This is a genomic window from Lysinibacillus sp. FSL L8-0126, assembly GCF_038630385.1.
Lineage (GTDB): Bacteria > Bacillota > Bacilli > Bacillales_A > Planococcaceae > Lysinibacillus > Lysinibacillus fusiformis_D.
This window is the reverse complement of sequence record NZ_CP152028.1, coordinates 3,938,952-3,961,754: the sequence shown is the minus strand read 5'-3', so window position 1 is coordinate 3,961,754 and position 22,803 is coordinate 3,938,952. Positions and strand designations below refer to the sequence as shown.

At 38.1% G+C, this 22,803-nt stretch carries 21 protein-coding genes and 1 riboswitch; of the genes, 15 read left to right on the top strand and 6 right to left on the bottom strand.

Translation table 11 applies throughout. The annotated features are described in order from the left end of the window. Nucleotides 1–141: 141 nt before the first annotated feature. Nucleotides 142–1,218, top strand: a complete 1,077-nt coding sequence (locus MHI34_RS19110) for an undecaprenyldiphospho-muramoylpentapeptide beta-N-acetylglucosaminyltransferase (RefSeq protein ID WP_036126049.1) — start codon at nucleotides 142–144, stop codon at nucleotides 1,216–1,218. 81 nt (nucleotides 1,219–1,299) lie between these two features. Here the strand turns inward: MHI34_RS19110 and MHI34_RS19105 are convergent, their stop codons facing one another. Beyond that, the gene (locus tag MHI34_RS19105) at nucleotides 1,300–1,848 is read right to left on the bottom strand and encodes a GNAT family protein (protein ID WP_036126046.1); all 549 of its coding nucleotides are present in this window, start codon (nucleotides 1,846–1,848) and stop codon (nucleotides 1,300–1,302) included. A 541-nt stretch (nucleotides 1,849–2,389) separates the two neighbouring features. Here MHI34_RS19105 and MHI34_RS19100 point away from each other — a divergent pair. The 9 genes from MHI34_RS19100 (at nucleotide 2,390) to MHI34_RS19060 (ending at nucleotide 14,606) form a co-directional block, all read left to right on the top strand. Next, nucleotides 2,390–4,417: a diguanylate cyclase gene (locus tag MHI34_RS19100; protein WP_036126045.1), complete on the top strand. Its 2,028-nt coding sequence runs from the start codon at nucleotides 2,390–2,392 to the stop codon at nucleotides 4,415–4,417. Nucleotides 4,418–4,530: 113 nt separating this feature from the next. After that, nucleotides 4,531–5,205 (top strand): response regulator transcription factor, encoded by a 675-nt coding sequence (locus MHI34_RS19095; RefSeq protein ID WP_058844437.1) that lies wholly within the window; start codon nucleotides 4,531–4,533, stop codon nucleotides 5,203–5,205. After that, nucleotides 5,202–6,587 (top strand): HAMP domain-containing histidine kinase, encoded by a 1,386-nt coding sequence (locus tag MHI34_RS19090; RefSeq protein ID WP_342503809.1) that lies wholly within the window; start codon nucleotides 5,202–5,204, stop codon nucleotides 6,585–6,587. The genes MHI34_RS19095 and MHI34_RS19090 overlap by 4 nt, the downstream gene beginning before the upstream one ends. Nucleotides 6,588–6,819: 232 nt before the next feature. Next, nucleotides 6,820–9,645 carry a 2-oxoglutarate dehydrogenase E1 component gene (locus tag MHI34_RS19085; protein WP_249645686.1) on the top strand — a complete coding sequence of 942 codons (2,826 nt, stop codon included), beginning with the start codon at nucleotides 6,820–6,822 and terminating at the stop codon, nucleotides 9,643–9,645. 94 nt (nucleotides 9,646–9,739) lie between these two features. Continuing rightward, nucleotides 9,740–10,999, top strand: coding sequence for a 2-oxoglutarate dehydrogenase complex dihydrolipoyllysine-residue succinyltransferase (gene odhB / locus MHI34_RS19080; RefSeq protein WP_249645685.1), 1,260 nt, complete (start codon nucleotides 9,740–9,742; stop codon nucleotides 10,997–10,999). Nucleotides 11,000–11,341: 342 nt separating this feature from the next. Continuing rightward, nucleotides 11,342–11,528: riboswitch (Lysine riboswitch) on the top strand. 118 nt (nucleotides 11,529–11,646) lie between these two features. Beyond that, nucleotides 11,647–12,504 (top strand): transporter substrate-binding domain-containing protein, encoded by an 858-nt coding sequence (locus tag MHI34_RS19075; RefSeq protein WP_036126033.1) that lies wholly within the window; start codon nucleotides 11,647–11,649, stop codon nucleotides 12,502–12,504. 170 nt (nucleotides 12,505–12,674) lie between these two features. After that, complete coding sequence (locus MHI34_RS19070; protein WP_036126030.1) at nucleotides 12,675–13,400, top strand: amino acid ABC transporter permease; 726 nt, start codon at nucleotides 12,675–12,677, stop codon at nucleotides 13,398–13,400. A 12-nt stretch (nucleotides 13,401–13,412) separates the two neighbouring features. Beyond that, nucleotides 13,413–14,144 carry an amino acid ABC transporter ATP-binding protein gene (locus MHI34_RS19065; protein ID WP_036126028.1) on the top strand — a complete coding sequence of 244 codons (732 nt, stop codon included), beginning with the start codon at nucleotides 13,413–13,415 and terminating at the stop codon, nucleotides 14,142–14,144. A gap of 264 nt (nucleotides 14,145–14,408) precedes the next feature. Then, nucleotides 14,409–14,606, top strand: a complete 198-nt coding sequence (locus MHI34_RS19060) for a DUF6501 family protein (RefSeq protein ID WP_036126026.1) — start codon at nucleotides 14,409–14,411, stop codon at nucleotides 14,604–14,606. A gap of 47 nt (nucleotides 14,607–14,653) precedes the next feature. Here the strand turns inward: MHI34_RS19060 and MHI34_RS19055 are convergent, their stop codons facing one another. Then, a complete protein-coding gene (locus MHI34_RS19055; protein WP_342503808.1) occupies nucleotides 14,654–15,721 on the bottom strand; it encodes a toxic anion resistance protein in 1,068 nt (355 codons plus the stop codon). Then, nucleotides 15,718–16,368 (bottom strand): 5-bromo-4-chloroindolyl phosphate hydrolysis family protein, encoded by a 651-nt coding sequence (locus MHI34_RS19050; protein WP_342503807.1) that lies wholly within the window; start codon nucleotides 16,366–16,368, stop codon nucleotides 15,718–15,720. The genes MHI34_RS19055 and MHI34_RS19050 overlap by 4 nt, the downstream gene beginning before the upstream one ends. A gap of 406 nt (nucleotides 16,369–16,774) precedes the next feature. Between MHI34_RS19050 and MHI34_RS19045 the strand changes: the two genes are divergently transcribed. Both MHI34_RS19045 and MHI34_RS19040 read left to right on the top strand, forming a co-directional pair. After that, complete coding sequence (locus tag MHI34_RS19045; RefSeq protein WP_271913365.1) at nucleotides 16,775–16,984, top strand: hypothetical protein; 210 nt, start codon at nucleotides 16,775–16,777, stop codon at nucleotides 16,982–16,984. A gap of 107 nt (nucleotides 16,985–17,091) precedes the next feature. Further along, nucleotides 17,092–17,613, top strand: a complete 522-nt coding sequence (locus MHI34_RS19040) for a hypothetical protein (protein ID WP_058844433.1) — start codon at nucleotides 17,092–17,094, stop codon at nucleotides 17,611–17,613. Nucleotides 17,614–17,765: 152 nt separating this feature from the next. On the opposite strand, the gene MHI34_RS19035 is transcribed toward MHI34_RS19040, so the two are convergent. After that, complete coding sequence (locus MHI34_RS19035; RefSeq protein WP_342503806.1) at nucleotides 17,766–18,047, bottom strand: acylphosphatase; 282 nt, start codon at nucleotides 18,045–18,047, stop codon at nucleotides 17,766–17,768. A 45-nt stretch (nucleotides 18,048–18,092) separates the two neighbouring features. Then, nucleotides 18,093–19,820, bottom strand: a complete 1,728-nt coding sequence (locus MHI34_RS19030) for a methyl-accepting chemotaxis protein (RefSeq protein WP_036126005.1) — start codon at nucleotides 19,818–19,820, stop codon at nucleotides 18,093–18,095. A gap of 88 nt (nucleotides 19,821–19,908) precedes the next feature. Here MHI34_RS19030 and MHI34_RS19025 point away from each other — a divergent pair, with 88 nt between their 5' ends. From MHI34_RS19025 to MHI34_RS19015, 3 genes are all read left to right on the top strand, one after another. Then, complete coding sequence (locus MHI34_RS19025; protein ID WP_342503805.1) at nucleotides 19,909–20,229, top strand: DUF1033 family protein; 321 nt, start codon at nucleotides 19,909–19,911, stop codon at nucleotides 20,227–20,229. 221 nt (nucleotides 20,230–20,450) lie between these two features. Beyond that, on the top strand, nucleotides 20,451–20,651 hold the full coding sequence (locus MHI34_RS19020) for a cold-shock protein (RefSeq protein ID WP_004230088.1): 201 nt from the start codon (nucleotides 20,451–20,453) through the stop codon (nucleotides 20,649–20,651). Nucleotides 20,652–21,404: 753 nt separating this feature from the next. After that, a complete protein-coding gene (locus tag MHI34_RS19015; protein ID WP_089933600.1) occupies nucleotides 21,405–21,896 on the top strand; it encodes a DUF1232 domain-containing protein in 492 nt (163 codons plus the stop codon). 52 nt (nucleotides 21,897–21,948) lie between these two features. On the opposite strand, the gene MHI34_RS19010 is transcribed toward MHI34_RS19015, so the two are convergent. After that, nucleotides 21,949–22,773 carry a serine protease gene (locus MHI34_RS19010; protein WP_342503804.1) on the bottom strand — a complete coding sequence of 275 codons (825 nt, stop codon included), beginning with the start codon at nucleotides 22,771–22,773 and terminating at the stop codon, nucleotides 21,949–21,951. Between the last annotated feature and the right edge of the window lie 30 nt (nucleotides 22,774–22,803).

The following is a 22,803-nucleotide window of genomic DNA, read 5'->3' as shown; positions in this document are numbered from 1 at the left end:
AAGTATAGCATATGTAAAGAGAGAAAAGCTTGAAATTTTCGTGCTTCATCTATATCTTTTCTTCAGCATATAGTAAAATAGAACACTGTAAACAAAAAGTAGTGCGGACTACAATGGTTTTTAAGGAATAGGAGAATTAATGTGAAACAACAAACTATCATTTTAACCGGTGGTGGGACAGCTGGCCATGTGTCGTTAAATCAAGCGATACTCCCGTCTTTACTTGAACTTGGTTATGATGTCCACTATATTGGTTCAGAACAAGGTATTGAAAAAGAATTAATAGGCGAGGCTTTCCCCGATGTTCCGTTTTATGGCATTGCGAGTGGTAAATTGCGTCGTTATTTCTCAATGAAAAATTTTACAGACCCATTTAAAGTGCTTGCTGGAATGATGCAGGCTTTTCGTATTATTAAAAAAGTAAAGCCACAGGTTGTCTTTTCAAAGGGTGGCTTTGTTTCAGTACCTGTTGTTATGGCAGCAAAACTGGCAGGTGTGCCTGTTGTTATACATGAATCTGATGTGACACCTGGTCTTGCCAATAAAATTGCCCTGCCTTTTGCCTCTCATGTGTTCACGATTTTTGAAGAAACACTAAAGCATTTACCACAAGAAAAGGCAACTTGCACAGGCTCCATTATTCGTCCGGAGTTGTTTGAGGGCGAACGGGCAAAAGGGTTATCATTCTGTGGCTTTTCAACATTAAAGCCTGTTTTACTAGTGATGGGCGGAAGTTTAGGCTCTGTTGTTCTAAATGAGGCATTGCGTCAAAACTTACCAGAGCTTTTAAAGCAATTTCATATTATTCATTTGTGTGGGAAAGGGAACTATGACCAAGCACTAGAGACAATGCCTGGCTACAAGCAATTTGAGTATGTGACAACAGAGTTACCTGATCTATTGCATGCAGCAGATTTTATCGTGTCACGAGCAGGCTCTAACTCCATTTTCGAATTTTTGGCACTACACAAGCCGATGCTATTAGTGCCGCTATCCGCACAAAAAAGTCGTGGGGATCAAATTTTAAATGCCAACTTGTTTAAAAAACAGGGCTATGCGGAAGTGCTGCAGGAAGAAGAATTAACAAAGGAATCTTTTATGAAGTCGGTTCATACATTAACAGAGTGTAAGGCAGAAATGGTAGAGAAGATGTCAAAAACGCAAAAACCAAAAACACCAGACGAAATGGCAACATTAATTTTGCACTACAAAAAATAAAGGCTCTTTGAAAAAAGAAAAGAAGCTATGAGGCAGGTCAAAGATGACAAAACCTTATAGCTTCTTATTATATATGACACATTACATGGCTTGCTCTTCGCCTTCTTGCATTTGATGTGCTGTTATTAAATAGAATAAATCTTTTTGAATTTTGAATAAATTAAATTGAGCTTCACCGCTATTGACCTGTGCTAATAAAGTCGGATGACTTTCATTGGCACTCACCACATAAGGTAGCTTTAATGCGGCACGCTGTGATTTTAAATTTTCAACTCGTATACGGAGAAATACCGTATGGAAATTATAATCAAAAAATAACTCATTCAAAAATAGCATTTTTGCCTTTTGATTATAGCCTTTACCCTGGTAAGGGAGTCCAATCCACGTTCCTAAAAAGCCTGCACCGTCCTCCACATCGTGAATACTAATGGTGCCGATTGGTTGACCCCAATCATCAGTAATGGTCCTCGAGATAGCGAGTCCTCTCGCTTCCTCTTCAATCAGTTGTTTTGTCATAAACCAATACTCATCAGCGGATGTGGCTTTCTGACGGACAAAAGGGAATACAGAAGGGTGTGATAATAGCTCATAAAGCTCTGTACATTCATGCAGGTCTCGATGTTTAAGCATACGAAACGCCTCCTTTACTAGGGTAGTTAAAACAATTCCGTTGAAGCATAAAGAAGAAAACTAAAATTCGTACTGGAATTAAAACCCAAAGAACTAGACGTTATAACTATGATATTCCATAATCTCCCGCTGTCTTACTGATTTCGACCATACCGAAAAAAGGCTAGTTTTTTAAATATAATATAACACGAAAGCTGTTTGATGCAATCATTTTGCTCGAAAAAAACAAAATTTGAGTTTAGTAGTCAGTAAATTCTGACAAAAGAAGAGGCGTTGGCGAAAATATTGTTGTTTTTTAGCATTAAGTCTATCCTATCAATTTTATCTAATATTAATCATTTATACACTTCTTTAGTAGGATTTAAATGTTTCTACAATAGGTAATATATCAAAAAATATCCTAAAAAGGATATAATTTATCTTATTCTGTAAGGGTAATTTTTGATTTTTATGTTATAATAGTAGTATTATATAAAATCGAACAAAACATACATACTAGCATTTTTATCATGATTGCAATGGCTTTTCTGGAGGTGACAGCATGGAGTATCTTTTAAGCGAAGATTTTTTTAATTCATTATTTATTGGCAAAGATTTTGCTTTTCTCATGAAAAAAGTAGAGGATGATTATCAATATATTCGCTTAAACCAAGCAGCTCGTGACCTGTTATCAAATGAGGCGATTGGAAAAATGATTTCAAGCGTTACCTCAGAGCGCATTTTTTCGATCATTCAGAAAAACTACGATCAAGCGATTAGGGAGCATAATCAGGTTGACTATGTAGATTATGCGTATTTTCAGTCGGAGGTTCATAAATACGAAACGTCTGTCAGACCGTTGAAATATAATAATGAAGACTATATATTAGCCATCACAAAGGAAATCCTCTATGACCGCAATATTGAGGATAAATTTTTATTTATGCGGTCCATGTTTGACCATGCCTTTTTCTCCACGGTCATTTTATCGGCCGAAGGTATGGTATACGAAGTGAATTCTTGCTTTATGGAAGATTTCCAATTAGATAATGAAACTGTCAAGCAAAAATTGTTTGTTGATTTACCGATCATCCCGAAAGAAGAGGTTGAACACATTGAAGCTTGTTTACAAAAAGCAGCGAGAGGGGAAAACCTTGATAAAAAGCTGATCAAGCTGTTTACGTCAGAAGGTCAGGAGCGCATGTATTTAATGTCCCTATCGCCTGTAATGCAGGATGATAATTCGTTTGCTATCTTTCTAATCATGCAGGATTTTACTCAATTTACTTTACAAAAAGCAGAATTACGTTCGAAGTCTCATGGTTTAGAAGTTTTTAAGTCTGCCTTAAATTCAGCTACAGCCATTGCTGTATTGGACCATAAAGGCTATATTACGGAAGCAAGCGATATGTTTTTACAGGCTTCTGGCTACACTGCGGAGGAATTAATAGGTCAGCCCTATTCATTAATGGAGCCAAGGTTCAATGCGCAAAACTTTTTACAATTAATCGAAGGCAAGCTGGATACAATGGAGATTTGGCGAGGAGAACTGTGCTATCGCACAAAATATCATGCCGATTATTGGGTGGAGGCAACCATTGTGCCGTTAAAAAATGAGTTCGGTAAAATCGAACAAATTTTAACCATTAACTATAATATTACAGATAAGAAAAAAATGTTCACAGAATTAAAAAATATTGAACGTACTTTCCGACTCATTACGGAAAATACAAATGATTTAATCGTGATTACGAATGAAGATGGCATTATTCTTTATGCGTCTCCATCCTATGGGATTTATTTAGGGTATGAAAATGAAGAGCTACTTGGGCAGTTTTACAGTGATATTTTAGATCAAGAAAGTAAAAACGAATGGCAAACATTTTTAAACAATTTTACAGGTCAGCCAGAAACACAGTTTGAGCTTTTACTAAAGGCGAAGGACGGTACACCGATTTGGACAGAGGGCAATGTCACGGTTGTACATGACCCTGAACGTGAAAAGGTTTCACAAATTATGATGGTGTCTCGAGAAATTACTCATCGCAAAGAAAGAGAAAATGATTTGCTCTATTTAGCCTATCATGATGCGTTAACACAGCTACCTAATCGACGTTATTTACAAAAAGAGTTTCCGAAAATACTGGCAAAAGCAGCTGAAAATCAAACCTGTGTCGCCATGCTCTATCTAGATGGCGATGATTTTAAAGAAGTCAACGATCGTTTTGGTCATGACACAGGGGATGCGTTTATTCAGCGCTTTGGTAATGCCTTAAATCAAACGGTTCGCAGTCATGACATGGTCATTCGAATTGGTGGCGATGAATTTATCGTCATCCTAACAGGTTTAACAAGAGAAGCTGATAAAAGGCATGACCAAATTATGCATATTATTCGTCGAATCCGCGATGAACTAGCAGAAGGCTGGATGATTGAAGACCATCATTTTACTCCTACAGCCTCAATCGGTATTGCCTATTATCCAGATCATGCACAAACTTTGGATGAGTTAATGGATTTAGCCGACCGAGCTTTATATCGATCAAAAGAGTTGGGAAAAAATAATCTTTCCATTTCGGGAATACAATAAAAAAGTCTGTCCACAAGGTTTCCCTTGTGAGACAGACTTTTTGTTTGATGTTATGCTAGAACGTGAGAGGGATAAATATCCTATATCGTTATTTTAGAATAGAAGGTGATACAATGCCTAAGAAGATATTGTTGGTAGAAGATGAGAAGCATATTGCGCGTTTTGTTGAACTAGAATTACAGCATGAGGGCTATGAGGTGAAAACAGCCTTTGATGGACGGGATGGACTGGCTTTGGCCACTACGGAAAATTTTGATGTTCTCTTATTGGATGTGATGCTGCCAGGCATTAATGGCATTGAAATTTGCCGCCGTATCCGAACGCAGTCACAGGTACCAATTATTTTATTAACGGCGAGAGATGCTGTAATGGACCGTGTAGCGGGCTTAGATGCAGGAGCCGATGACTATATCGTCAAGCCTTTTGCTATTGAAGAGCTGCTTGCTAGAATACGGACGATTTTACGTCGTGTCACACCAGAGCCTACTAGCAGCGAATCTTTATGTTTACGAGATATTGAAATAGATGTGGCAGCCTATGAAGTTTTTGTTCAAGGGAATAAACTTGACCTAACAAAGACAGAATATGATTTACTAAAACTATTAATCGAGCACAAAAATAGAGTGTGTACGAGGGAGCATATTTTAACGTCAGTTTGGGGCTATGATACGGATATCGAGACCAATGTAGTAGACGTTTATATCAGACATTTACGCACAAAGCTCCCTGGTGATATGAACGCTTATATCGAAACTGTTCGTGGTGTTGGGTATGTGATGCGTGAATGAATAAATTAAAAAATTATGTACGTCACCAATCTTTACAGAAAAAATGGATGCTGACATCAAGTAGTGTCATCTTTATTAGCTTTACAATTATTTGTATAGTCGTTTATCTTTCGCTTCATACATGGCTCTTAAACGATGAGGAAGGTAAGGTCAAACGTACAAGTGACGATATTATCTCCTTTTTAGAATCACAAGGTCCTAATGTTACCATTCAGCAAATACAACAAAATACAGGTTTGCTCAAATCCATTGCCGATCGCGATGAAACGGTCAGAATATTTAATAGAGATGGAGTGGATATTTTACGTATCAATGATACTTCAGCTGCTGCACCGCTACAATCGATGCAAGAAGTTCTGGAAATGACCATCGATAAGAAGGATGTACTCGTCATCAATGAACCGATACGGATCGGCTTTTTTCAAGGCTATATCCAAGTTATTCATCCTTTGACTAGCTTTCAATCCCTTATGCATTACCTTCTGACAGCGATGCTAATAGCGGGGATAGGGGCATTGATACTATCAGGCTCCATTGGCTATTATTTGGCCAATTATTTAATGAAGCCATTACATGAATTGCGTGCATCCATGAAGACGGTGGTAGACCAAGGATTTAATCAGCCTATCCAGCTAACCTATACATCACAGGATGAGATTGGTGATCTGTTAAAAATGTACAATGCGATGATGAATGAGCTGCAAATTTCCTTTACCCAGCAGCAACAATTTGTCGCAGATGCTTCCCATGAACTGCGAACACCGATTCAAGCCATTGAAGGGCATCTCTCCTTGTTAAAAAGATGGGGCAAAGATGATCCAGCCATTTTAGAAGAATCCATTGATACTTCACTAACGGAAATTGCTCGGATGCGTAAAATGATTGAGGAATTATTAGAGCTTGCACGACGTGAGGAAAAAGATGAGGCAAGTGAGGCAAATGCACTAGTAGTAATAGAAGCCGTCATGGAGGAGCTACAGCTTGTCCATCCACAAGCACGAATATCGCTGTCGAAAAATGACGAAATCGGTCCGTTATTTATTACCGAAAATGCACTAAGTCAAATCGTTCGTAATATAATAGAGAATGCAATTCGTTATTGTGAAAAAATTCCTGAGATTGAAATTTCTCTTACAACTGCTGGAAAAATTGCATGTTTAGAAATTGCTGATAATGGTATAGGAATAGCAGAAGAGAATATGCCGTTTATCTTTGATCGATTTTATCGAGTGGATGAAGCAAGAAATCGTCAAATTGGTGGAACTGGCTTAGGACTTAGCATTTCGAAGATGTTACTTGAAAAATACAATGCGACAGTAGAAGTCAAGAGTGAGGTTAATATTGGAACCGTTTTCTCGCTAAGAATACCGCTAAAATATTAAGAAAAATTCACGCTTTATTTCATTATTCTATCCTTTGCGAAAAAAATTGCTTAATTTGCTAAAAAGAGTTGTATTTTTTGTGAAGAGTAGTAAGATTGAGATGGAAAAAACGTTCTTTAAAATATGGAAAAGTAGTGTGAAACTTTCTTTTAAAGAACGGCTAAATATTATATAATTAATTGTAATTTAATTAATGGAACTGCCGAAAGGCAAAATTTGGAGGTCATTTTTCATGTCGAACAACGTTACAACTGTAAGTTCTCCATGGTCAGCTTTCTCTGGTCCTAACCTAGGATATGTGATGGAGCAATACGACTTATTCTTACAGTCTCCTGAAGAAGTAGAACCGGAGTTAGTTTCTTTATTCCAACAATTTGGTGCACCAGTAGTAGTAGAAGGTGAAGTAGCTGTAGTTAGTCATACAGCAGCGGCTCCTGCTGGCGATTACAAAAAAGTGTTAGCCGCTGTGAAATTAGCAGACGCAATCCGTTCACACGGTCATTTAGCGGCAGATATTTATCCTCTGAAAAACCGTGAACTACAAACAGCTCAAATTGAAGAAAGCGCGTTCAACTTAAGCGCTGCGGATTTAGCTGAAATTCCTGCAGCAATCTTCTTCAAAGATGTGCCAGCAAACGTGAAAAATGGTAAGGATGCAATCGACTATCTAAAAGCTGTTTATACAGATAAAGTGGCATTTGAATACGGTCACGTAGTAGCTACAGAAGAACGTGATTGGATTCAAGCGCAAATTGAATCAGGCTTATTTAAACAAGCATTATCTTCTGAAGAGAAGAAAGCCTTATTAGATCGTTTAACTCGCGTTGAAAATTTCGAAAAATTTATTCATAAAACTTTTGTAGGGCAAAAGCGTTTCTCTGGTGAGGGCTTAGATACGCAAATCGTTCTATTTGATGAAATCGTTAAAACAGCAGAAACCAAAAATGTAGAAAATGTACGTATTGGTATGGCACACCGTGGTCGTTTAAATGTTTTAACACACATCTTAAACAAACCTTATGACATGATGTTCTCTGACTTTGCACATGTTTCAAATGAGTTATTTATGCCAGAGCATGGCCGCCTTGAAATTACAAAAGGTTGGACAGGTGATGTGAAATACCATATGGGTGCTTCTTACAACCGTGAATCGGGTATGAATGTTAAATTGGCTTACAACCCATCTCACTTAGAAGTTGGCAATCCAGTTGTACTTGGAGCTACTCGTGCAACACAAGATGATACGTCTAAACCAGGCCAAGCGGTACATGACCGTACTAAAGGCTTAGGTATTTTAGTGCACGGTGATGCTGCATTCCCAGGTCAAGGGATTGTGACTGAGGTTTTAAACTTTGCTAAAACAGAAGGCTTTACAACAGGTGGTACAATCCACATTATCGCGAACAATATGATCGGTTTCACAACTGAGCATTATGATTCTCGTTCTTCTGTGTACTCTTCTGACCCAGCAAAAGGTTACGAGGTACCAGTAATCCATGTCAACGCAGATAGCCCAGAGGCAGTAGCGCAAGTGGGTCGTTTTGCTGCTAACTACCGTCAAAAATTCGGCAAAGATATTATTGTAGACTTAGTTGGTTACCGTCGCCATGGTCATAATGAAACAGATGACCCAACTGTGACAAACCCAGAAACATACAAATTGGTTTCTAAACATGAAACAGTGCGTGCTTTATACGGAGCACAATTAGTGGCTGAAGGTCTTCTATCTGCTGAAGATGTAGCTGCCTTAGATACAGCAATCTATGCAGAAATGCAAGCAGCCTATGACCATGTAAGAGAAATGGCAGATAAAGATGATCATCAGCATTTAGAAATGCCAGCAGAATTAAAAGTAGAGTTCCCACAAATTGATACAGCAGTTGGTGCGGAACGTTTAGAAAAAATCAATGAAGAGCTTTTAGTGTTTGAAGAAAACTTCGAGCCACAGAAAAAGCTTGGCAAAATTTTAGAAAAACGTCGTGATGCCTATGCATCAGCAAAAATTGACTGGGGCCATGCAGAAACGTTAGCATATGCGACAATTATCCAAGACGGCACACCAGTACGTTTTACAGGTCAAGATGCTCAACGTGGTACATTCTCTCAACGTCACTTAGTACTTCACGATAAAAACAATGGGAATGTCTTCACACCGCTTCATCATATTTCTGGTGCGAGTGCATCCTTCTCAGTACACAACTCTCCACTGACTGAAGCGGGAGTAGTAGGCTTTGAGTATGGTTACAACCTAGAAAATAGTCATGTTTTAACAGTGTGGGAAGCACAATTCGGTGACTTTGCGAACATGGCACAAGTGATGTTTGATAACTTTATTTCAGGGGCACGCTCTAAATGGGGCCAAAAATCTGGATTAGTGATCCTTTTACCACATGGTTATGAAGGTCAAGGTCCAGAGCACTCTTCAAGCCGTATGGAACGCTATTTACAAATGTCAGCTGAAAACAACTGGTTTGTAGCGAACTGTTCAAACGCAGGTAACTACTATCATTTATTACGCCGTCAAGCAGCGTTATTAGGTACAGAAGGGGTACGTCCACTTGTAGTCGTATCACCAAAATCACTATTACGTCACCCATTAGCTGCGGCGAATGCTGAACAATTAGCAAATGGTTCATTCCAAGAAGTGATTGAACAACCAGGTTTAGGCGCTAAACCAGAAGCTGTAGAGCGTATCGTTTTAGGAACTGGTAAAGTGATGATCGACTTAGCGGATCGCGTAAAAGACGGAGAAGGCTTCGATCATTTACACATTATTCGTGTAGAACAACTTTACCCATTCCCAAAAGAGCAAGTTGCTGGTATTATTGCTAAGTATCCAAATGTGAAAGAAATTGTTTGGGTACAAGAAGAACCTAAAAACCAAGGCTCATGGAATTATGCATTAGAAACATTATATGAACTTTCAGAAGGTAAAAAACTTCGCTATGTAGGTCGTCCTGCAATGAGCTCAACTTCTGAAGGGGATGCAGATTCTCATAAAGCAGCACAAGCAGCATTAATTGAAGCGGCAGTTGCTGAGCCAGTGAAGGTTAAATAATCACATATAAATTTTTGAAAAAACCGGGCTACTTGCCCTCAAGCAGTAGCCCTTTTATGTGCGTCATGCACGTTAATCAAAGGAGGAAATGAAAGTGGCTGAAATTAAAGTCCCTGAATTAGCAGAATCGATTACAGAAGGTAGTATCGCACAGTGGGTAAAAAAAGTGGGCGATCGCGTTGAAAAAGGTGAATTCATCGTTGAACTTGAAACAGATAAAGTAAACGCTGAAATCATTTCTGAAGAAGCAGGTGTATTAACACAAATTTTAGCTGAAGAAGGCGATACTGTACTAGTTGGTCAAGTTATCGCAGTAGTAGAAGCAGGCGAAGGCGCAGCACCTGCACCTGCAGCGGCTCCAGCTGAAGCAGCTCCGGCTCCAGCAGCGCCACAAGCAGCATCTGCACCAGTAGCAGCGGCTCCAGTTGTAGAAGAAACTTCTGGTGAGCGAGTAATCGCCTCTCCAGCAGCACGTCGTCTTGCTCGTGAAAAAGGTATCAACCTTGCAGCAGTATCTCCAGTAGATCCACAAGGACGTGTACGTGTACAAGATGTAGCAGCTCATGGTACAGCTCCAGCTGTAGCACCAGTAGCAGCACCTACATCAGTAGCAACTTCAGGTGGCCCAGTAGTATTTACACCAGCAGCTAATTCTGACCGTGTAACAGTTGAAAAAATGAGCCGTCGTCGCCAAACAATTGCTAAACGTTTATTAGAAGTGAAACAATCAACAGCAATGTTAACAACATTTAACGAAATTGACATGACAAATATCATGGCACTTCGTAAACGTAAACAAGAAGAGTTTGTAAAAGCAAACGACATCAAACTTGGTTTCATGTCATTCTTCACAAAAGCTGTTGTTGCGGCACTAAAAAAATACCCATACGTAAACGCTCAAATCTCTGGCGATGAAATTCATTTAAATAACTTCTTTGATATCGGTATTGCTGTATCAACTGAAGAAGGTTTAGTTGTACCAGTTGTACGCGATGCAAACAGCAAAAACTTTGCAGAAATCGAAAAAGATATCGCTAACTTAGCGACAAAAGCTCGTGATAAAAAATTAGGCTTAAATGACATGGCTGGTGGATCATTCACAATCACAAATGGTGGTGTATTCGGTTCATTAATGTCAACTCCAATCATGAATGGTACGCAAGCTGGTATTTTAGGTATGCACTCAATTGTTAACCGTCCAGTTGCAGTAAATGGTGAAGTTCAAATCCGTCCAATGATGTATGTAGCACTTTCTTACGATCACCGTATCATCGATGGAAAAGATTCTGTAGGATTCTTAAAAACAGTTAAAGAATTAATCGAAAATCCTGAAGATTTACTATTAAATTCATAATGCCATTCAACCCTGCGAACAATGTTCAGCAGGGTTTTTTTATGCATGACGAAAGATTTTGATCGATTCTATGTTTGAAAGAGTACTAATGTTATATCGTTTAGAGGAGCAAAAAAGACATAAACACAACTTTTCTCACATAGAGCACATACTCTATAATAAAAATTTGTTTTAATTTTCAGAAATATCGATAGAAGCTTAACGATTTAAAATGAATAGAGAACGAACAATATCCTAATATTGTCATTAGTCAGAAAAATGTTAAAACTGTCTTGACGAGTGTACTAGTTTTATAGTAGTATCTAAATATCAATTAAATAAACAAACCTCACTAACGTTTACCAGTGAGGTAGAGGCGCGGTATTTATTAGTTCATTGTTGAGTTCAAGCAAGCGAAGACGCAATGAAGAAGGAAATATCGCCGAAGTATAAAAGGAGCTCGTACTTTTATGCTGGGTCTGCAGTGAATAAGTGCAGGACTGTCCTAGTAAATGGATTTCCAGATTTACTAGGTTGTGCTATCTCGGAAAATGGAAATTATAGTGAGGATTTGGGCAACTGTCATACAAGGTAAGACCTAAGTTCAATATACTTAGGTCTTTTTTATTACAGTTGTCTTATTTTTTTACAGAAAAGGAGAGTTTTTTATGAAAAGAAAATGGTTGTTAGTAATGATCTCTATCATGACAGCAATTGTGCTAGCTGCATGTGGCACTAGCGACAAAAAGGATGGCGGTTCAGGTGATGCTGGTGCTGACAAGGAAGCAAGTGGCGGTGAATTCCGAATCGGAATGGAGGCTGGCTATCCACCATTTAACTGGACACAGCAAGGTGATGCTAATGGTGCAGTGAAAATTGCTGATAATGCAGAGTATGCAGGCGGCTACGATGTCCAAATGGCAAAAAAAATTGCTGAAGGCTTAGGCAAAGAGCTAGTCATTGTCAAAATGGAATGGGACGGATTAGTACCAGCGCTACAATCTAACAAAATTGATGCGATTATCGCGGGTATGTCACCAACTGAAGAGCGTAAGAAAACGATTGATTTTACAGAAAACTACTATACTTCTGATTTCGTTATGGTTATTAAGAAAGGTAGCAAGTATGAAAATGCAAAATCGATTCAAGATTTCTCTGGTGCTAAAATTACTTCACAATTAAATACATCGAACTACAACGTTATTGATCAAATTAACGGTGTAGAAAAACAAACAGCAATGGAAAGCTTCCCCGCAATGCGTGTCGCTTTAGAGGCTGGCAAAATTGATGGCTATGTAGCAGAACGTCCAGAAGGTATTTCCGCTGCTGCTGCCAACGATAAGTTCACATATGTCGCATTTGAAGAAGGCTTTGATACGGATCTTTCCAATACTTCGATTGCTGTAGGCTTACGTAAAGACGATGCAAACCGTGAAAAAATCAACGAAATCCTAAAAGGTATTTCGGAAGACGATCGTCAAGCGATTATGGAAGAAGCGATTTCTCAACAACCAGCAGCACAATAATGACAAGGCACGGGCTAGTTGCTGGTCCGTGCATGATCATTTCATCATTATCAAAATGAGAACCTCTCTACATAATGATAATGTCCTAGCGTAACAAATCATAGAATAGTAGAAATAGCTAGGACACGAAGGAAATAAGCAAGCAACATGACATTGTTAGGAGGAACATCATGAGTCTTGAATGGATACTTTCAATTATTGAAAACAACTGGCAAATGTTTTTACGAGGTGCGTATTATACGTTACTGATTTCGATTATTAGTACAATTATTGGTGCATTCATCGGATTTTTCATTGGAATTATGCATACGATTCCAGTTCGTAAAAAAGGTTTAAAATTTTATAGCTTAAAGCTTATTAATTTTATCCTGACATGCTATGTTGAATTTTTCCGTGGTACACCAATGATTGTACAGGCTATGGTAGTCTACTACGGACTAGATATCGCATTTGGTATCGATATGCATTTTATTACAGCAGGTATTTTAGTCGTTTCCCTTAACACAGGGGCCTATATGGCAGAAATTGTTCGAGGTGGTATTGTCTCGATTGATAATGGTCAATACGAGGCAGCGTCGGCAATTGGTATGAATCACTTCCAAATCATGCTGCATGTTGTTTTACCACAAGTAGCACGCAATGTCTTGCCGGCGACAGGTAACCAATTAATTATGAATATTAAGGATACAGCCGTATTAAATGTCATTGGGGTAACGGAATTATTCTTCCAAACAAAATCAATTTCAGGTAACAACTTCCGTTATTTTGAATCATTCTTTGTTGCATGTATTCTTTATTTTATCATGACATTTACCGCATCTCGCATCCTTCTCTATGTTGAAAAACGTCTAGATGGACCTGATGCCTATCAAAAAGAACAAAAAGAAGCTGTATAGGGGGACGCACAAATGGCAGTGATTAAGATTGAACATTTAAGTAAATCATTTGGACGTAACCAAGTGTTAAAAGATGTAAATTTCCAAGTAGAAAAAGGCGAAGTCGTTTGTTTAATTGGCTCTTCTGGTTCTGGTAAATCGACATTACTTCGTTGCATCAATTTATTAGAAACGCCAAGTGGTGGTCAAATTATTTATAAAGGGGAAGACATTTTAGATGATAAGCACAATATTCAAGAATATCGTACACATCTAGGAATGGTATTCCAGCAATTCAATTTATTTAACAATCACAATGTGTTAAACAATTGCACAGTGGGCCAAATCAAAGTATTGAAGCGATCAAAGAAAGAAGCAGAAGAAACGGCGCTTAAATATTTGAATATCGTTGGTATGGATCAATATGTGAACGCCAAGCCTCGTCAGCTTTCAGGGGGGCAAAAGCAGCGTGTGGCTATCGCTCGAGCATTGTCAATGAATCCAGATGTCATGCTATTTGATGAACCGACTTCGGCATTAGACCCAGAAATGGTCGGTGAGGTATTAAAGGTGATGCGACAGTTAGCCACTGAGGGGAATACAATGTTAATCGTGACACATGAGATGGAGTTTGCCAAAGAGGTGGCAGATCGTGTCGTCTTTATGGATAAAGGCATCATTGTCGAGGAAGGCCCGCCATCACAAGTATTAGTAAACCCTCAGCATGAACGGACAAAAGAATTTTTAAAGCGGACATTAAAATAAGCATAGAAAAAGTGAGTCCGATTTATTGGACTCACTTATTTTCTAGAATTCCATTCTGCATAAAGAACAAAGCAGATTGCAAATGCTACAGCAATAATAAAAAACCATTGCGGTACACCACCAAAACTCATCATAACACCTCAAATAGTCATTTTTTTTGGATAGAATAGCTATAGTCTTTCTTTTTTCTCCACAAAAGCCCAAAAATATTATAAAATAAGCAATAGACATTAGCTTCGGCTAGTAAAGAGAGGTAGAGAGAATATGTTACATTTAAAATGGAAAGATGCGCCAACACTACGAACGATAACTTGCAAACATACAAATGCATCAAAATACTTAGTGTCCAATGTATTAACAGTAGGGAAAGAATATGAAGTAAAAAATGAAACAGAAGAGTTCATTTTTATCATCGATAATACAGGTAATGTCGGTGGCTACTATAAAGATTATTTTGAATAACATAAAACAGGGTGGTTCAGATTATATGCTGAGCCACCCCTTTTTTGTTAATCGCGCTGATAGCCTCTGGCACCTGCCACATCTTGTAGCTGTTGTTTTTCTTGTTCAGTTGCTGTATGCAGGGCAAACACATCTTTAATCGCGGTTTGCAGTTCTCGCTGCGTTTCTTTAAATTTCGAAACCTGTTGTTCAAACGATGGACTAGAGAAGCGATCATGTGCCTGAGCTAATCGTTCTTCTAGCTGTGCATAGTGATGATCCATATGCATAGAAAGCATCATCGCCAGCTGATTTTTCCAAAGAGGAATCAAAGTGACAATCGAAAATTCAATTTTTTCCGCTAACATTTGATTCGCCTGTTGAATCATGCGTATTTGAGGAGCCGTTTGCAGCGCTACTTGCTGTGATACTTGTAAATCATAAATACGTTGATCCAACCTTTCAATTTGTGCGGCAAAGTCATTGAGCTGCTGAATAGCAAGCGGTTGTTTCGTTGCTTGAACACTCGTTATTTGTGTGGGTAACTCAACCTCAATGGCTTGCTGTTTTTTCATTTGACCTGCTGCAATGGCAGTAGCCAGCTCCTCAAAAAATCCACGATTATGAGCATAAAGCGCTTCTAAGTTTTCGACATCCTTGATCAACTGAAGCTGTGCACGCTCCAGCTGAACGCCAATACGTTCCACCTGAATACTAATACGCTCAAATTCTGTTAATGTTTGCTTCACAGTCGGCTCTGTTTTTCCAAAGATTTTTTTGAAAAAGGTTTGTTTCTTTGGTTCTAAAGCCGTCGGGTCTATTCGATCTAACGTGTGCATTAAGGAATCAAGCATTTGACCGATTTTTGAGACGTCCTTTTGCTTTACTTGCGCAAGCATGCGATCAGCAAATTGAGACAGGGCTCGCTGTGAATCTTGCCCAAGGGACAGCAATGATTCAAAATCTGTCAAATCAATTTGACTAGCATAAAGTAAGGCACGACTTTGTGCAAGAGGCGATAGCGTTTCATAAGTCGCCATCGCCTCATTTTGTGGAGTTGTTTCTAAATAGGATTGGACTAGTGGAGAAAGCCCTGGTATGGTATTCAGTTGAAATGCGTGTTCATTTGCTGTCATTTATCGTCCCCTCGCCAATCCAATTGTTCTCTACGTCTAAGATTAGAACGATTTGCGAATTCAATCTCCATTTGTAGGGTATCAATATCATTAGCAAGCGCGTCCTTTAAATCAATTTGAATCGTATCATTTAAATCAGTTAGCGTTTCACGTGTTTTTGATAATGTTAATTGAATTTCTTTATCCTTCACAGGCTGCTTCGAAAGCATTGTATACTTATCCGTTAATTCCACAGCAGAAGGTAAGTGTGCATAGAAAAAGGGCTCTACATTATAAAATTTTCGTGGGTCTGTCTTCACAATTTTGACGATATTTTTAGAAATACGCGTCATTTCAAGTAATTGTTTAAACGCAGATACAGAACGTACGCGTAAATAGTTTTGACTTAATGTTTGAATATGCTTATTAGCTGCTGATAATTGTGTTTCAATATGCTTGAATTCTTCTTTTGTAATACCTGCTATTTGCATGACTTTCTTTTTTTGTCTATGTTTCAGCAACGCTATACTCGTCGCGTAGGAACCCGCAAACAGTAAACCACCAAGGAAGAATCCAGGATTTGCCGCAATTGCTGCGATAGAAACGGTCGTAAGCGAAATAAGAAAGCTGGCAGAATGTCTAGAAAAAAACTGTCCGACACTAAGCATTGTTTCATCCTCCTTGCTTTTCAATATGTCTATCTTCTTATACGAAATAATCGACATAAAGTTTCATTGAAAATGATCCCTTACATAAATTTTACTGCTATTTGTTAACTTTCTCAATGATAATACATAGAATAAGTGAATTGTTTCTCCAAATGCGTCGATTTTGTCCTCCTAATGAACGATTGTGGCATTGGCATGAGCGATTCAACGGTCATTTCCCCATATCAGTACTAATAACCATTCAAGCGTTAACTAAAACAGTAGCATCCATTCATAAATAGGATGACCCAACCCCAAAAACATTATGAATGGGAACAAAATGATAGGTCTTAGCTCAAGGGCACGTCTTTTTTAAATTGAAACTTTACCCAAATAAATTCGTAAAATAGTTAAAGGGGGAAAGAGCATGACAAAAATTTATATGATGTCGATTACTAAAAATATAGATGAACAAGTATGGGAGCAAAAGGTGATAGAAAAGATCTTTGAGAAAAAATCAAAGCTAAAAGCGTATTTATGCAAAGAGGGATATTTGAAGGAATCCAAAAATCAATATGTGAAAATCAATGAAGCATCTATCTATGTTGCGACGATTCAAAAAATAAAAATTAAATAATCGTCAGAAGTCTGAACGTGGCTTTTTGTTGCCTTTTATAGTTCTTACAATAATGCGGTGTAGTATTAATTTAATAGAAGTAGGAAGAAAGGTATGGAGATTATTTGATGAAGAAAGATATTCAAGAGTTGCTTGATGATCACAATTTATTTGCGAGACAAATTGCTAATGTAAGGTTATCGAATTTATCATTTGATGTATATGAATTTAGAGATAACTATGTTATGCAAGTCGATTTAATATTTGCAGAAAAAAGTCAATTTGATACTATTCAAGAGGCATTTTCAGCGATCTTTAAAAAGGAATTGTTTGATGGAGAGGAGTGGGAAGTTAATGATGACCCAGACCCTTCAGATGAACAATGGATAACGGCGTTAGAAATGGGCTGGATTAATGAGTATTACCCCAAAAAATACAGTTATATGGAGTTAGTGAACAAAGATGATTTTATCAGTAGATTTAAAAATGAGTTAGCATACCTTAATGCTCAAGAGGCCATTGTAAAAGAACTTTTAACTAGATTGAATAATGTCGAAATTATTCAAATAAAAAAGGGACATACATATGATTATATATTTGGAAAATCTGATAGTCATTATTTTTTATTTGAATGGGGAATATATGATTAGTATGTTGTTGACTATTACGAACATTAAATAACGCTCAAATGAAAAGATGTTCCTAGTTTTGGGGAATGTTTCATATCAATGTATGGCGAAAAGGGAATGCTTTCTTTACTCTTTTTGACGTCCCGTATAACAGTACAAAAAAAAGAGCCAGACTAAACAATGTCTGACTCCATACGTACATATCCTTTTAACTCATCAAACAATTCTAATGAAAATGAATTGGAATCAGCTTGAGGGCTGACGCCTTTTTGGACAAAAAGGAGGAATTCATTAAGCGCTTTTTCAGAGCCTTCCACTTCCACTTCAATTTGCTCTGCGTCATTCAATCGGCAGTAGCCTTTTAACCCTAATTCAATAGCTTTTTGTTTGATGAAAAAACGGTAGCCTGTGCCGTAAACATCACCAAAAAATTTGATACTTGCTCGTTTGTTCAAGGGAATACCTCCTAGCTAATGGGGGGGAGGGATGAGCCTCTCCGTTTATTGCATGACACGTTCTTTTTCTAAATAGGCAATTAAGTTATTAATATAATAAAGAACATGCTTAGATGCCTCATCTACTTCCTTTAAATGGACATCGGCTTGCTCGATATGGCCAGCTTTATGGGCTTCTGCAGCAAGCTTCGCTGATTCATGGACACGTAAATGATAGCCATCCAACTCATGATAGTCCTGTAAATGGCCGAAACGTTCTACTGTCCGTGGCGCTGTGTACCATTTGCCAAGTCGGCAATCTCGATGAGAAGAAACATCGCTTGGTTCCACTTTTTCTAGGCCAAGGAACATATTATAAATGCGCCATTTCCATAAAATATGATCAGCCTTCGATAATTGTAAAAGAGCAATAGATGAAAGCTGCACATTATTGTTGGCAATAATATCATTACGGAAACGGTTAATTTCTTTCCCTAATAAATGAATGTCACTGGATGTATTATGGCTATAATCACGAATATCTTCCTGCAAACTTGAAATTTCAATCATTCTCGCAGAGACTTCATCAATTGCAGCTGCTTGTTGTTGTGAAATGGCTGCTGTATTTGTAACATCTAAATTAATGCCTTCAATCGCATGCACAATGGCATTTAATAATGGTAATGAATCTTTTGCCTCGACAGTAGCTTCTTTAATGATGGCTGTCGTTTCTGTAATGGAATGAGACACATCATTGGAATAACTCTTTAAATGATGAACATTCGCAGATACTTCGCTTAGAGCAGAGACCGTGTTTTCAGCTAGCTTTCGTACTTCTTGTGCTACGACCGCAAAGCCTTTTCCATGTTCACCTGCACGTGCGGCTTCGATGGAGGCATTGAGAGCAAGTAAATTCGTCTGATCTGCAATTTGGTTGATTAACGTGACAACCTGCTCAATATCATTTACCCGCTTTTGCAATTCTGAAAATGATTCTACGATAGAAGTAAACGTTTCTTCCGTTTTAAAAATTTCTGATAAGGCATGCTCAATCGCATTTTTCCCTTGCGTTGCATGGTCAACAGATTCAGTCGTTTTCTCAGATATATGAGAAGACATACGCGCTACCTCATTAATAGAAGCGGCAATCTGTTCTGTTGCAGCAGTGGAGGATTGAATTTCCTCATTTTGTTTATCTAAGCTAAAGACCAAATCTTTCATGTACATAATTTTGGCATTAACATCCATTAAAGAGGATACTTCGCCCACTACATTTTCAATAATGCGTTCCGTCAAGACTTCCACTAATAATTCTTGATCGACATTGACAGCGGATTGGAATGATTTCATAAATTGAAATGCCTTATTCGGCTTGATACCAAAATTGTGTAAAATATATGTCGTAATATAAAATGCGAATTGATTAAATACGACAATTAGTTTACCAGGCTCATATTGATGCTTGCGAAATAGATTGAAAAATTTGACAGTTTCGTCTACATAATTATCATCACGTGTTGCTAAGAAAAATTGTGTTAAGTATTGATTGATATTTTCTTCACTAATGGTTAATTGAGAGGTAGGGGATATCTCGCTTAAATAATGATGAAAAATGGCATTCATGGAGGGGGTAATATCTTTTAGCTTTTGATAGAGTGTCCTCAAATGCTCCTCATCCTGTGAATGAAAATGGTTGAATGCCAGTGTTTGATGGAATCGGCCTGTTGCATGCAAATCCGTACCACGTTTTAGAAGCTCTTCTAACTCTGCTTTAGGTCGAATACTTGAAAACATAAAAATTCCTCCCAAAAAGTATGTATAATAAGGTAATAATAGCATAATTCAGGTGGTTTTAATAGACATTTCAGATGTGTTTGCTAAAATGAAATTATCTAATGACAGCAAGGAATGGGCAAATATGTATACAATTATTTACATGAAAGCGGACTACGAGCCTTGGTGGAAATTTGAAGGCTGGGAAGCTTTTATTCAAACACAAGATACATTTGAAACGAAGGAGCTTTTTGAAAGTGCATTACAGCAAAAATTAGCACACTTTCGTTCTTCTCATGACAATGAAATGACGAAAGAAGGGCAGTATTGGGCTTTTTGGTCTGATGACGAAAGCTTCTATTGTGAGGCTTGTGATGACGATGCACAAGTTTATCATGGCATTATTGCCTGTAAAATCGAAGAGTTGTAAAAAGATTTTGAAATAAAGTAAAAAAACAATTTCTTTATTTGACAAAATTATGAATGGCGGTTATACTTAGGTTAACAATTTAATTGCTTCACCGGAAACATGAATTCACATATTACAAAAAGTGATCGCGTTAGTTCGGTACTCTTTGTAATATGTGAATTTTTTTCATTCCTTGAAGAAATTACATATTGTTCACTTTTATTTTTTGGAGGTTTTCTTAAATGAAACAAGGTACAGTAAAATGGTTTAACTCAGAAAAAGGTTTTGGATTCATCGAAGTTGAAGGTGAAAACGACGTATTCGTACACTTCTCAGCTATCCAAGGCGAAGGTTTCAAAACACTTGACGAAGGTCAAAAAGTGGAATTCGAAGTTGTAGATGGCAACCGCGGACCACAAGCTGCTAACGTAACTAAACTTTAATTCTCAGTAATTAAAAAATACTTTCGTTAAACCCAGACATCCTATGCAAATAGGATGTCTTTTTTTGTAGCATTTAAAAGTTTAAGGGATTACAAATCATTATTTAGGTTATATATAGAGTAGTGGATAGAATGAGCAAAGTGAAGGATAGCCCGCAAAATTGGAGAGCATCTGAGCAAAGCGGTGGATAGGATAGCAAAAGTAGCGGATAGACTGCGTAAAGCGAAGGATAGCTTTATGAAAGTAGTGGATAGAATCTGTAAAGTGAAGGATAACTCGCAAAAATGGAGAGCATCCGAGCAAAGCGGTGGATAGAATAGCAAAAGTAGCGGATAGACTGCGTAAAGCGAAGGATAGCTTTATGAAAGTAGTGGATAGAATCTGTAAAGTGAAGGATAGCTCGCAAAATTGGAGGGCAACTGAGCAAAGAGGTGGATAGGATAGCAAAAGTAGCGGATAGACTGCGTAAAGCGAAGGATAGCTTTATGAAAGTAGTGGATAGAATCTTCAAAGCAAAGGATAGCCCGCAAAAATGGAGAGCATCTGAGCAAAGCGGTGGATAGAATAGCAAAAGTAGCGGATAGACTGCGTAAAGCGAAGGATAGCTTTATGAAAGTAGCGGATAGACCACACAAAGCGAAGGATAGCCCGCAAAATTGAAGGGCAACCGAGCTAGTAGAGAAAAGACTGCACTTAATAGTAGCGAATACCATGGAAAAAATTCTAGATTGTTTGTAATAATGAAGGAGGCAGATGGATTTGCAGAATGTAGAAAAATTGCCTGAGGAACAGGAGCAGCAAGATTTTTATCAGAAGTTGCGTATGAAATTAGTAGCTTTTCTTGGATCGAAGAAGGGGAAAAAGAATAAATTTGCGCCTTATTTAATGTTTGTGCCTGATTTATTTCATTTATTAATTAAAACAGTAACCGATGCGGGTGTAGATAAGAAAAGTCGAGCTTTAATAGGGGCTTCTATTGCGTATTTTGTGCTACCGATTGATCTAATGCCAGAGGGATTATTAGGCTTTGGTGGCTACTTAGATGATGTGGTGTTGGCGACTTTTGTGATTAATACGATCATCAATAAATTGGGGCCAGAAGTAGTGGAAAAGCATTGGACGGGGGATGATAAGCTGTTACATGTGCTACAAAAAGTTGCAGAAGTGAGTGATGAGGTAGTCAGTAAGATTCCTGTGAAATCGCCAATCGCTCAGTTTGTGAAGCAAGAAAGTAAGGATAAATAATATTATTATGTAAACTATATTCCCCGAAAAAATGAACCTGCTTACCACAGGTTCATTTTTTATGTTGCGCTTCTAGTAAATGATGGAGCTGTTGAACGGGTACGAACAGGCCGACACGACCAATCGGCTCATGTTTCATCGTCGCAAAGATAATGCCAATGACCTTCCCCTGTTGGTCGATTACAGGGCTACCACTATTCCCTCGATAAACCGGGGCTTTCAGCATCATAACGGGCTCCTGCCAATCCTCTAATTGAATGGATTCTAGTAGTGTCCCTTCATTCGCAATACCTGTAAAGGCGAGAGGGTTACCAATAAAATAAATATGTTCATCCGCAGAAAAAGGTGGATCTTCTGCTAGTGGGAGATAGGGGAGTTGCTCGGCCTCCACTTGTACTAGAGCTAAATCTACTGCTGGATAACTTTCGATTAACGTTGCCTCCATCAATCCCTCGTCTGGAAATACAACAGATAATGAAGTGGCATCTTCTACTACGTGGGCATTGGTGACAATAAGCCCGTCAGGAGAAATGGCAAAACCAGTGCCTTTGCTAGAGCCAGTCGAGATTTCAACGACTGCCTTTTTATAGGTTTGTATATCCTCTTGTGCCGAGAGCCGGGTTGAAACTTTGATGAATTCAATCGCTGGAATGGAATAAATTTGAAAAACCAAGGCGAATGTATTGAAAAATAGGACCATTGCCATGCCCCACACCATCCAGCGCACAAGAGGTTTTTGTTTTTTGGGCTTTTTTCCATGAAGCCGTTCTTCTCGTTCTTGTGCTAATGCTTTTTGTTGTTCTTCGAGTACGAGTTCAATGAATTCTTCTTCCGTCAATTCTTCTTGCTTGGATGTTGCATTATGTATGTCACTCATATAAGACCCCCTAAGCTAAAATAACAGGTG

Excerpts from the sequence above, each read along its gene's own strand:
- MHI34_RS19090 (WP_342503809.1), top strand. The coding sequence starts at position 5,202 with ATGAATAAATTAAAAAATTATGTACGTCACCAATCTTTACAGAAAAAA.
- MHI34_RS19060 (WP_036126026.1), top strand. The coding sequence starts at position 14,409 with ATGTTACATTTAAAATGGAAAGATGCGCCAACACTACGAACGATAACT.
- MHI34_RS19030 (WP_036126005.1), bottom strand. The coding sequence starts at position 19,820 with ATGTTTTCAAGTATTCGACCTAAAGCAGAGTTAGAAGAGCTTCTAAAA.
- MHI34_RS19075 (WP_036126033.1), top strand. The coding sequence starts at position 11,647 with ATGAAAAGAAAATGGTTGTTAGTAATGATCTCTATCATGACAGCAATT.
- MHI34_RS19020 (WP_004230088.1), top strand. The coding sequence starts at position 20,451 with ATGAAACAAGGTACAGTAAAATGGTTTAACTCAGAAAAAGGTTTTGGA.
- MHI34_RS19095 (WP_058844437.1), top strand. The coding sequence starts at position 4,531 with ATGCCTAAGAAGATATTGTTGGTAGAAGATGAGAAGCATATTGCGCGT.
- MHI34_RS19025 (WP_342503805.1), top strand. The coding sequence starts at position 19,909 with ATGAAATTATCTAATGACAGCAAGGAATGGGCAAATATGTATACAATT.
- MHI34_RS19050 (WP_342503807.1), bottom strand. The coding sequence starts at position 16,368 with ATGCTTAGTGTCGGACAGTTTTTTTCTAGACATTCTGCCAGCTTTCTT.
- MHI34_RS19070 (WP_036126030.1), top strand. The coding sequence starts at position 12,675 with ATGAGTCTTGAATGGATACTTTCAATTATTGAAAACAACTGGCAAATG.
- MHI34_RS19045 (WP_271913365.1), top strand. The coding sequence starts at position 16,775 with ATGACAAAAATTTATATGATGTCGATTACTAAAAATATAGATGAACAA.
- MHI34_RS19100 (WP_036126045.1), top strand. The coding sequence starts at position 2,390 with ATGGAGTATCTTTTAAGCGAAGATTTTTTTAATTCATTATTTATTGGC.
- MHI34_RS19055 (WP_342503808.1), bottom strand. The coding sequence starts at position 15,721 with ATGACAGCAAATGAACACGCATTTCAACTGAATACCATACCAGGGCTT.
- MHI34_RS19105 (WP_036126046.1), bottom strand. The coding sequence starts at position 1,848 with ATGCTTAAACATCGAGACCTGCATGAATGTACAGAGCTTTATGAGCTA.
- MHI34_RS19085 (WP_249645686.1), top strand. The coding sequence starts at position 6,820 with ATGTCGAACAACGTTACAACTGTAAGTTCTCCATGGTCAGCTTTCTCT.
- MHI34_RS19010 (WP_342503804.1), bottom strand. The coding sequence starts at position 22,773 with ATGAGTGACATACATAATGCAACATCCAAGCAAGAAGAATTGACGGAA.
- MHI34_RS19015 (WP_089933600.1), top strand. The coding sequence starts at position 21,405 with ATGGATTTGCAGAATGTAGAAAAATTGCCTGAGGAACAGGAGCAGCAA.
- MHI34_RS19040 (WP_058844433.1), top strand. The coding sequence starts at position 17,092 with ATGAAGAAAGATATTCAAGAGTTGCTTGATGATCACAATTTATTTGCG.
- MHI34_RS19065 (WP_036126028.1), top strand. The coding sequence starts at position 13,413 with ATGGCAGTGATTAAGATTGAACATTTAAGTAAATCATTTGGACGTAAC.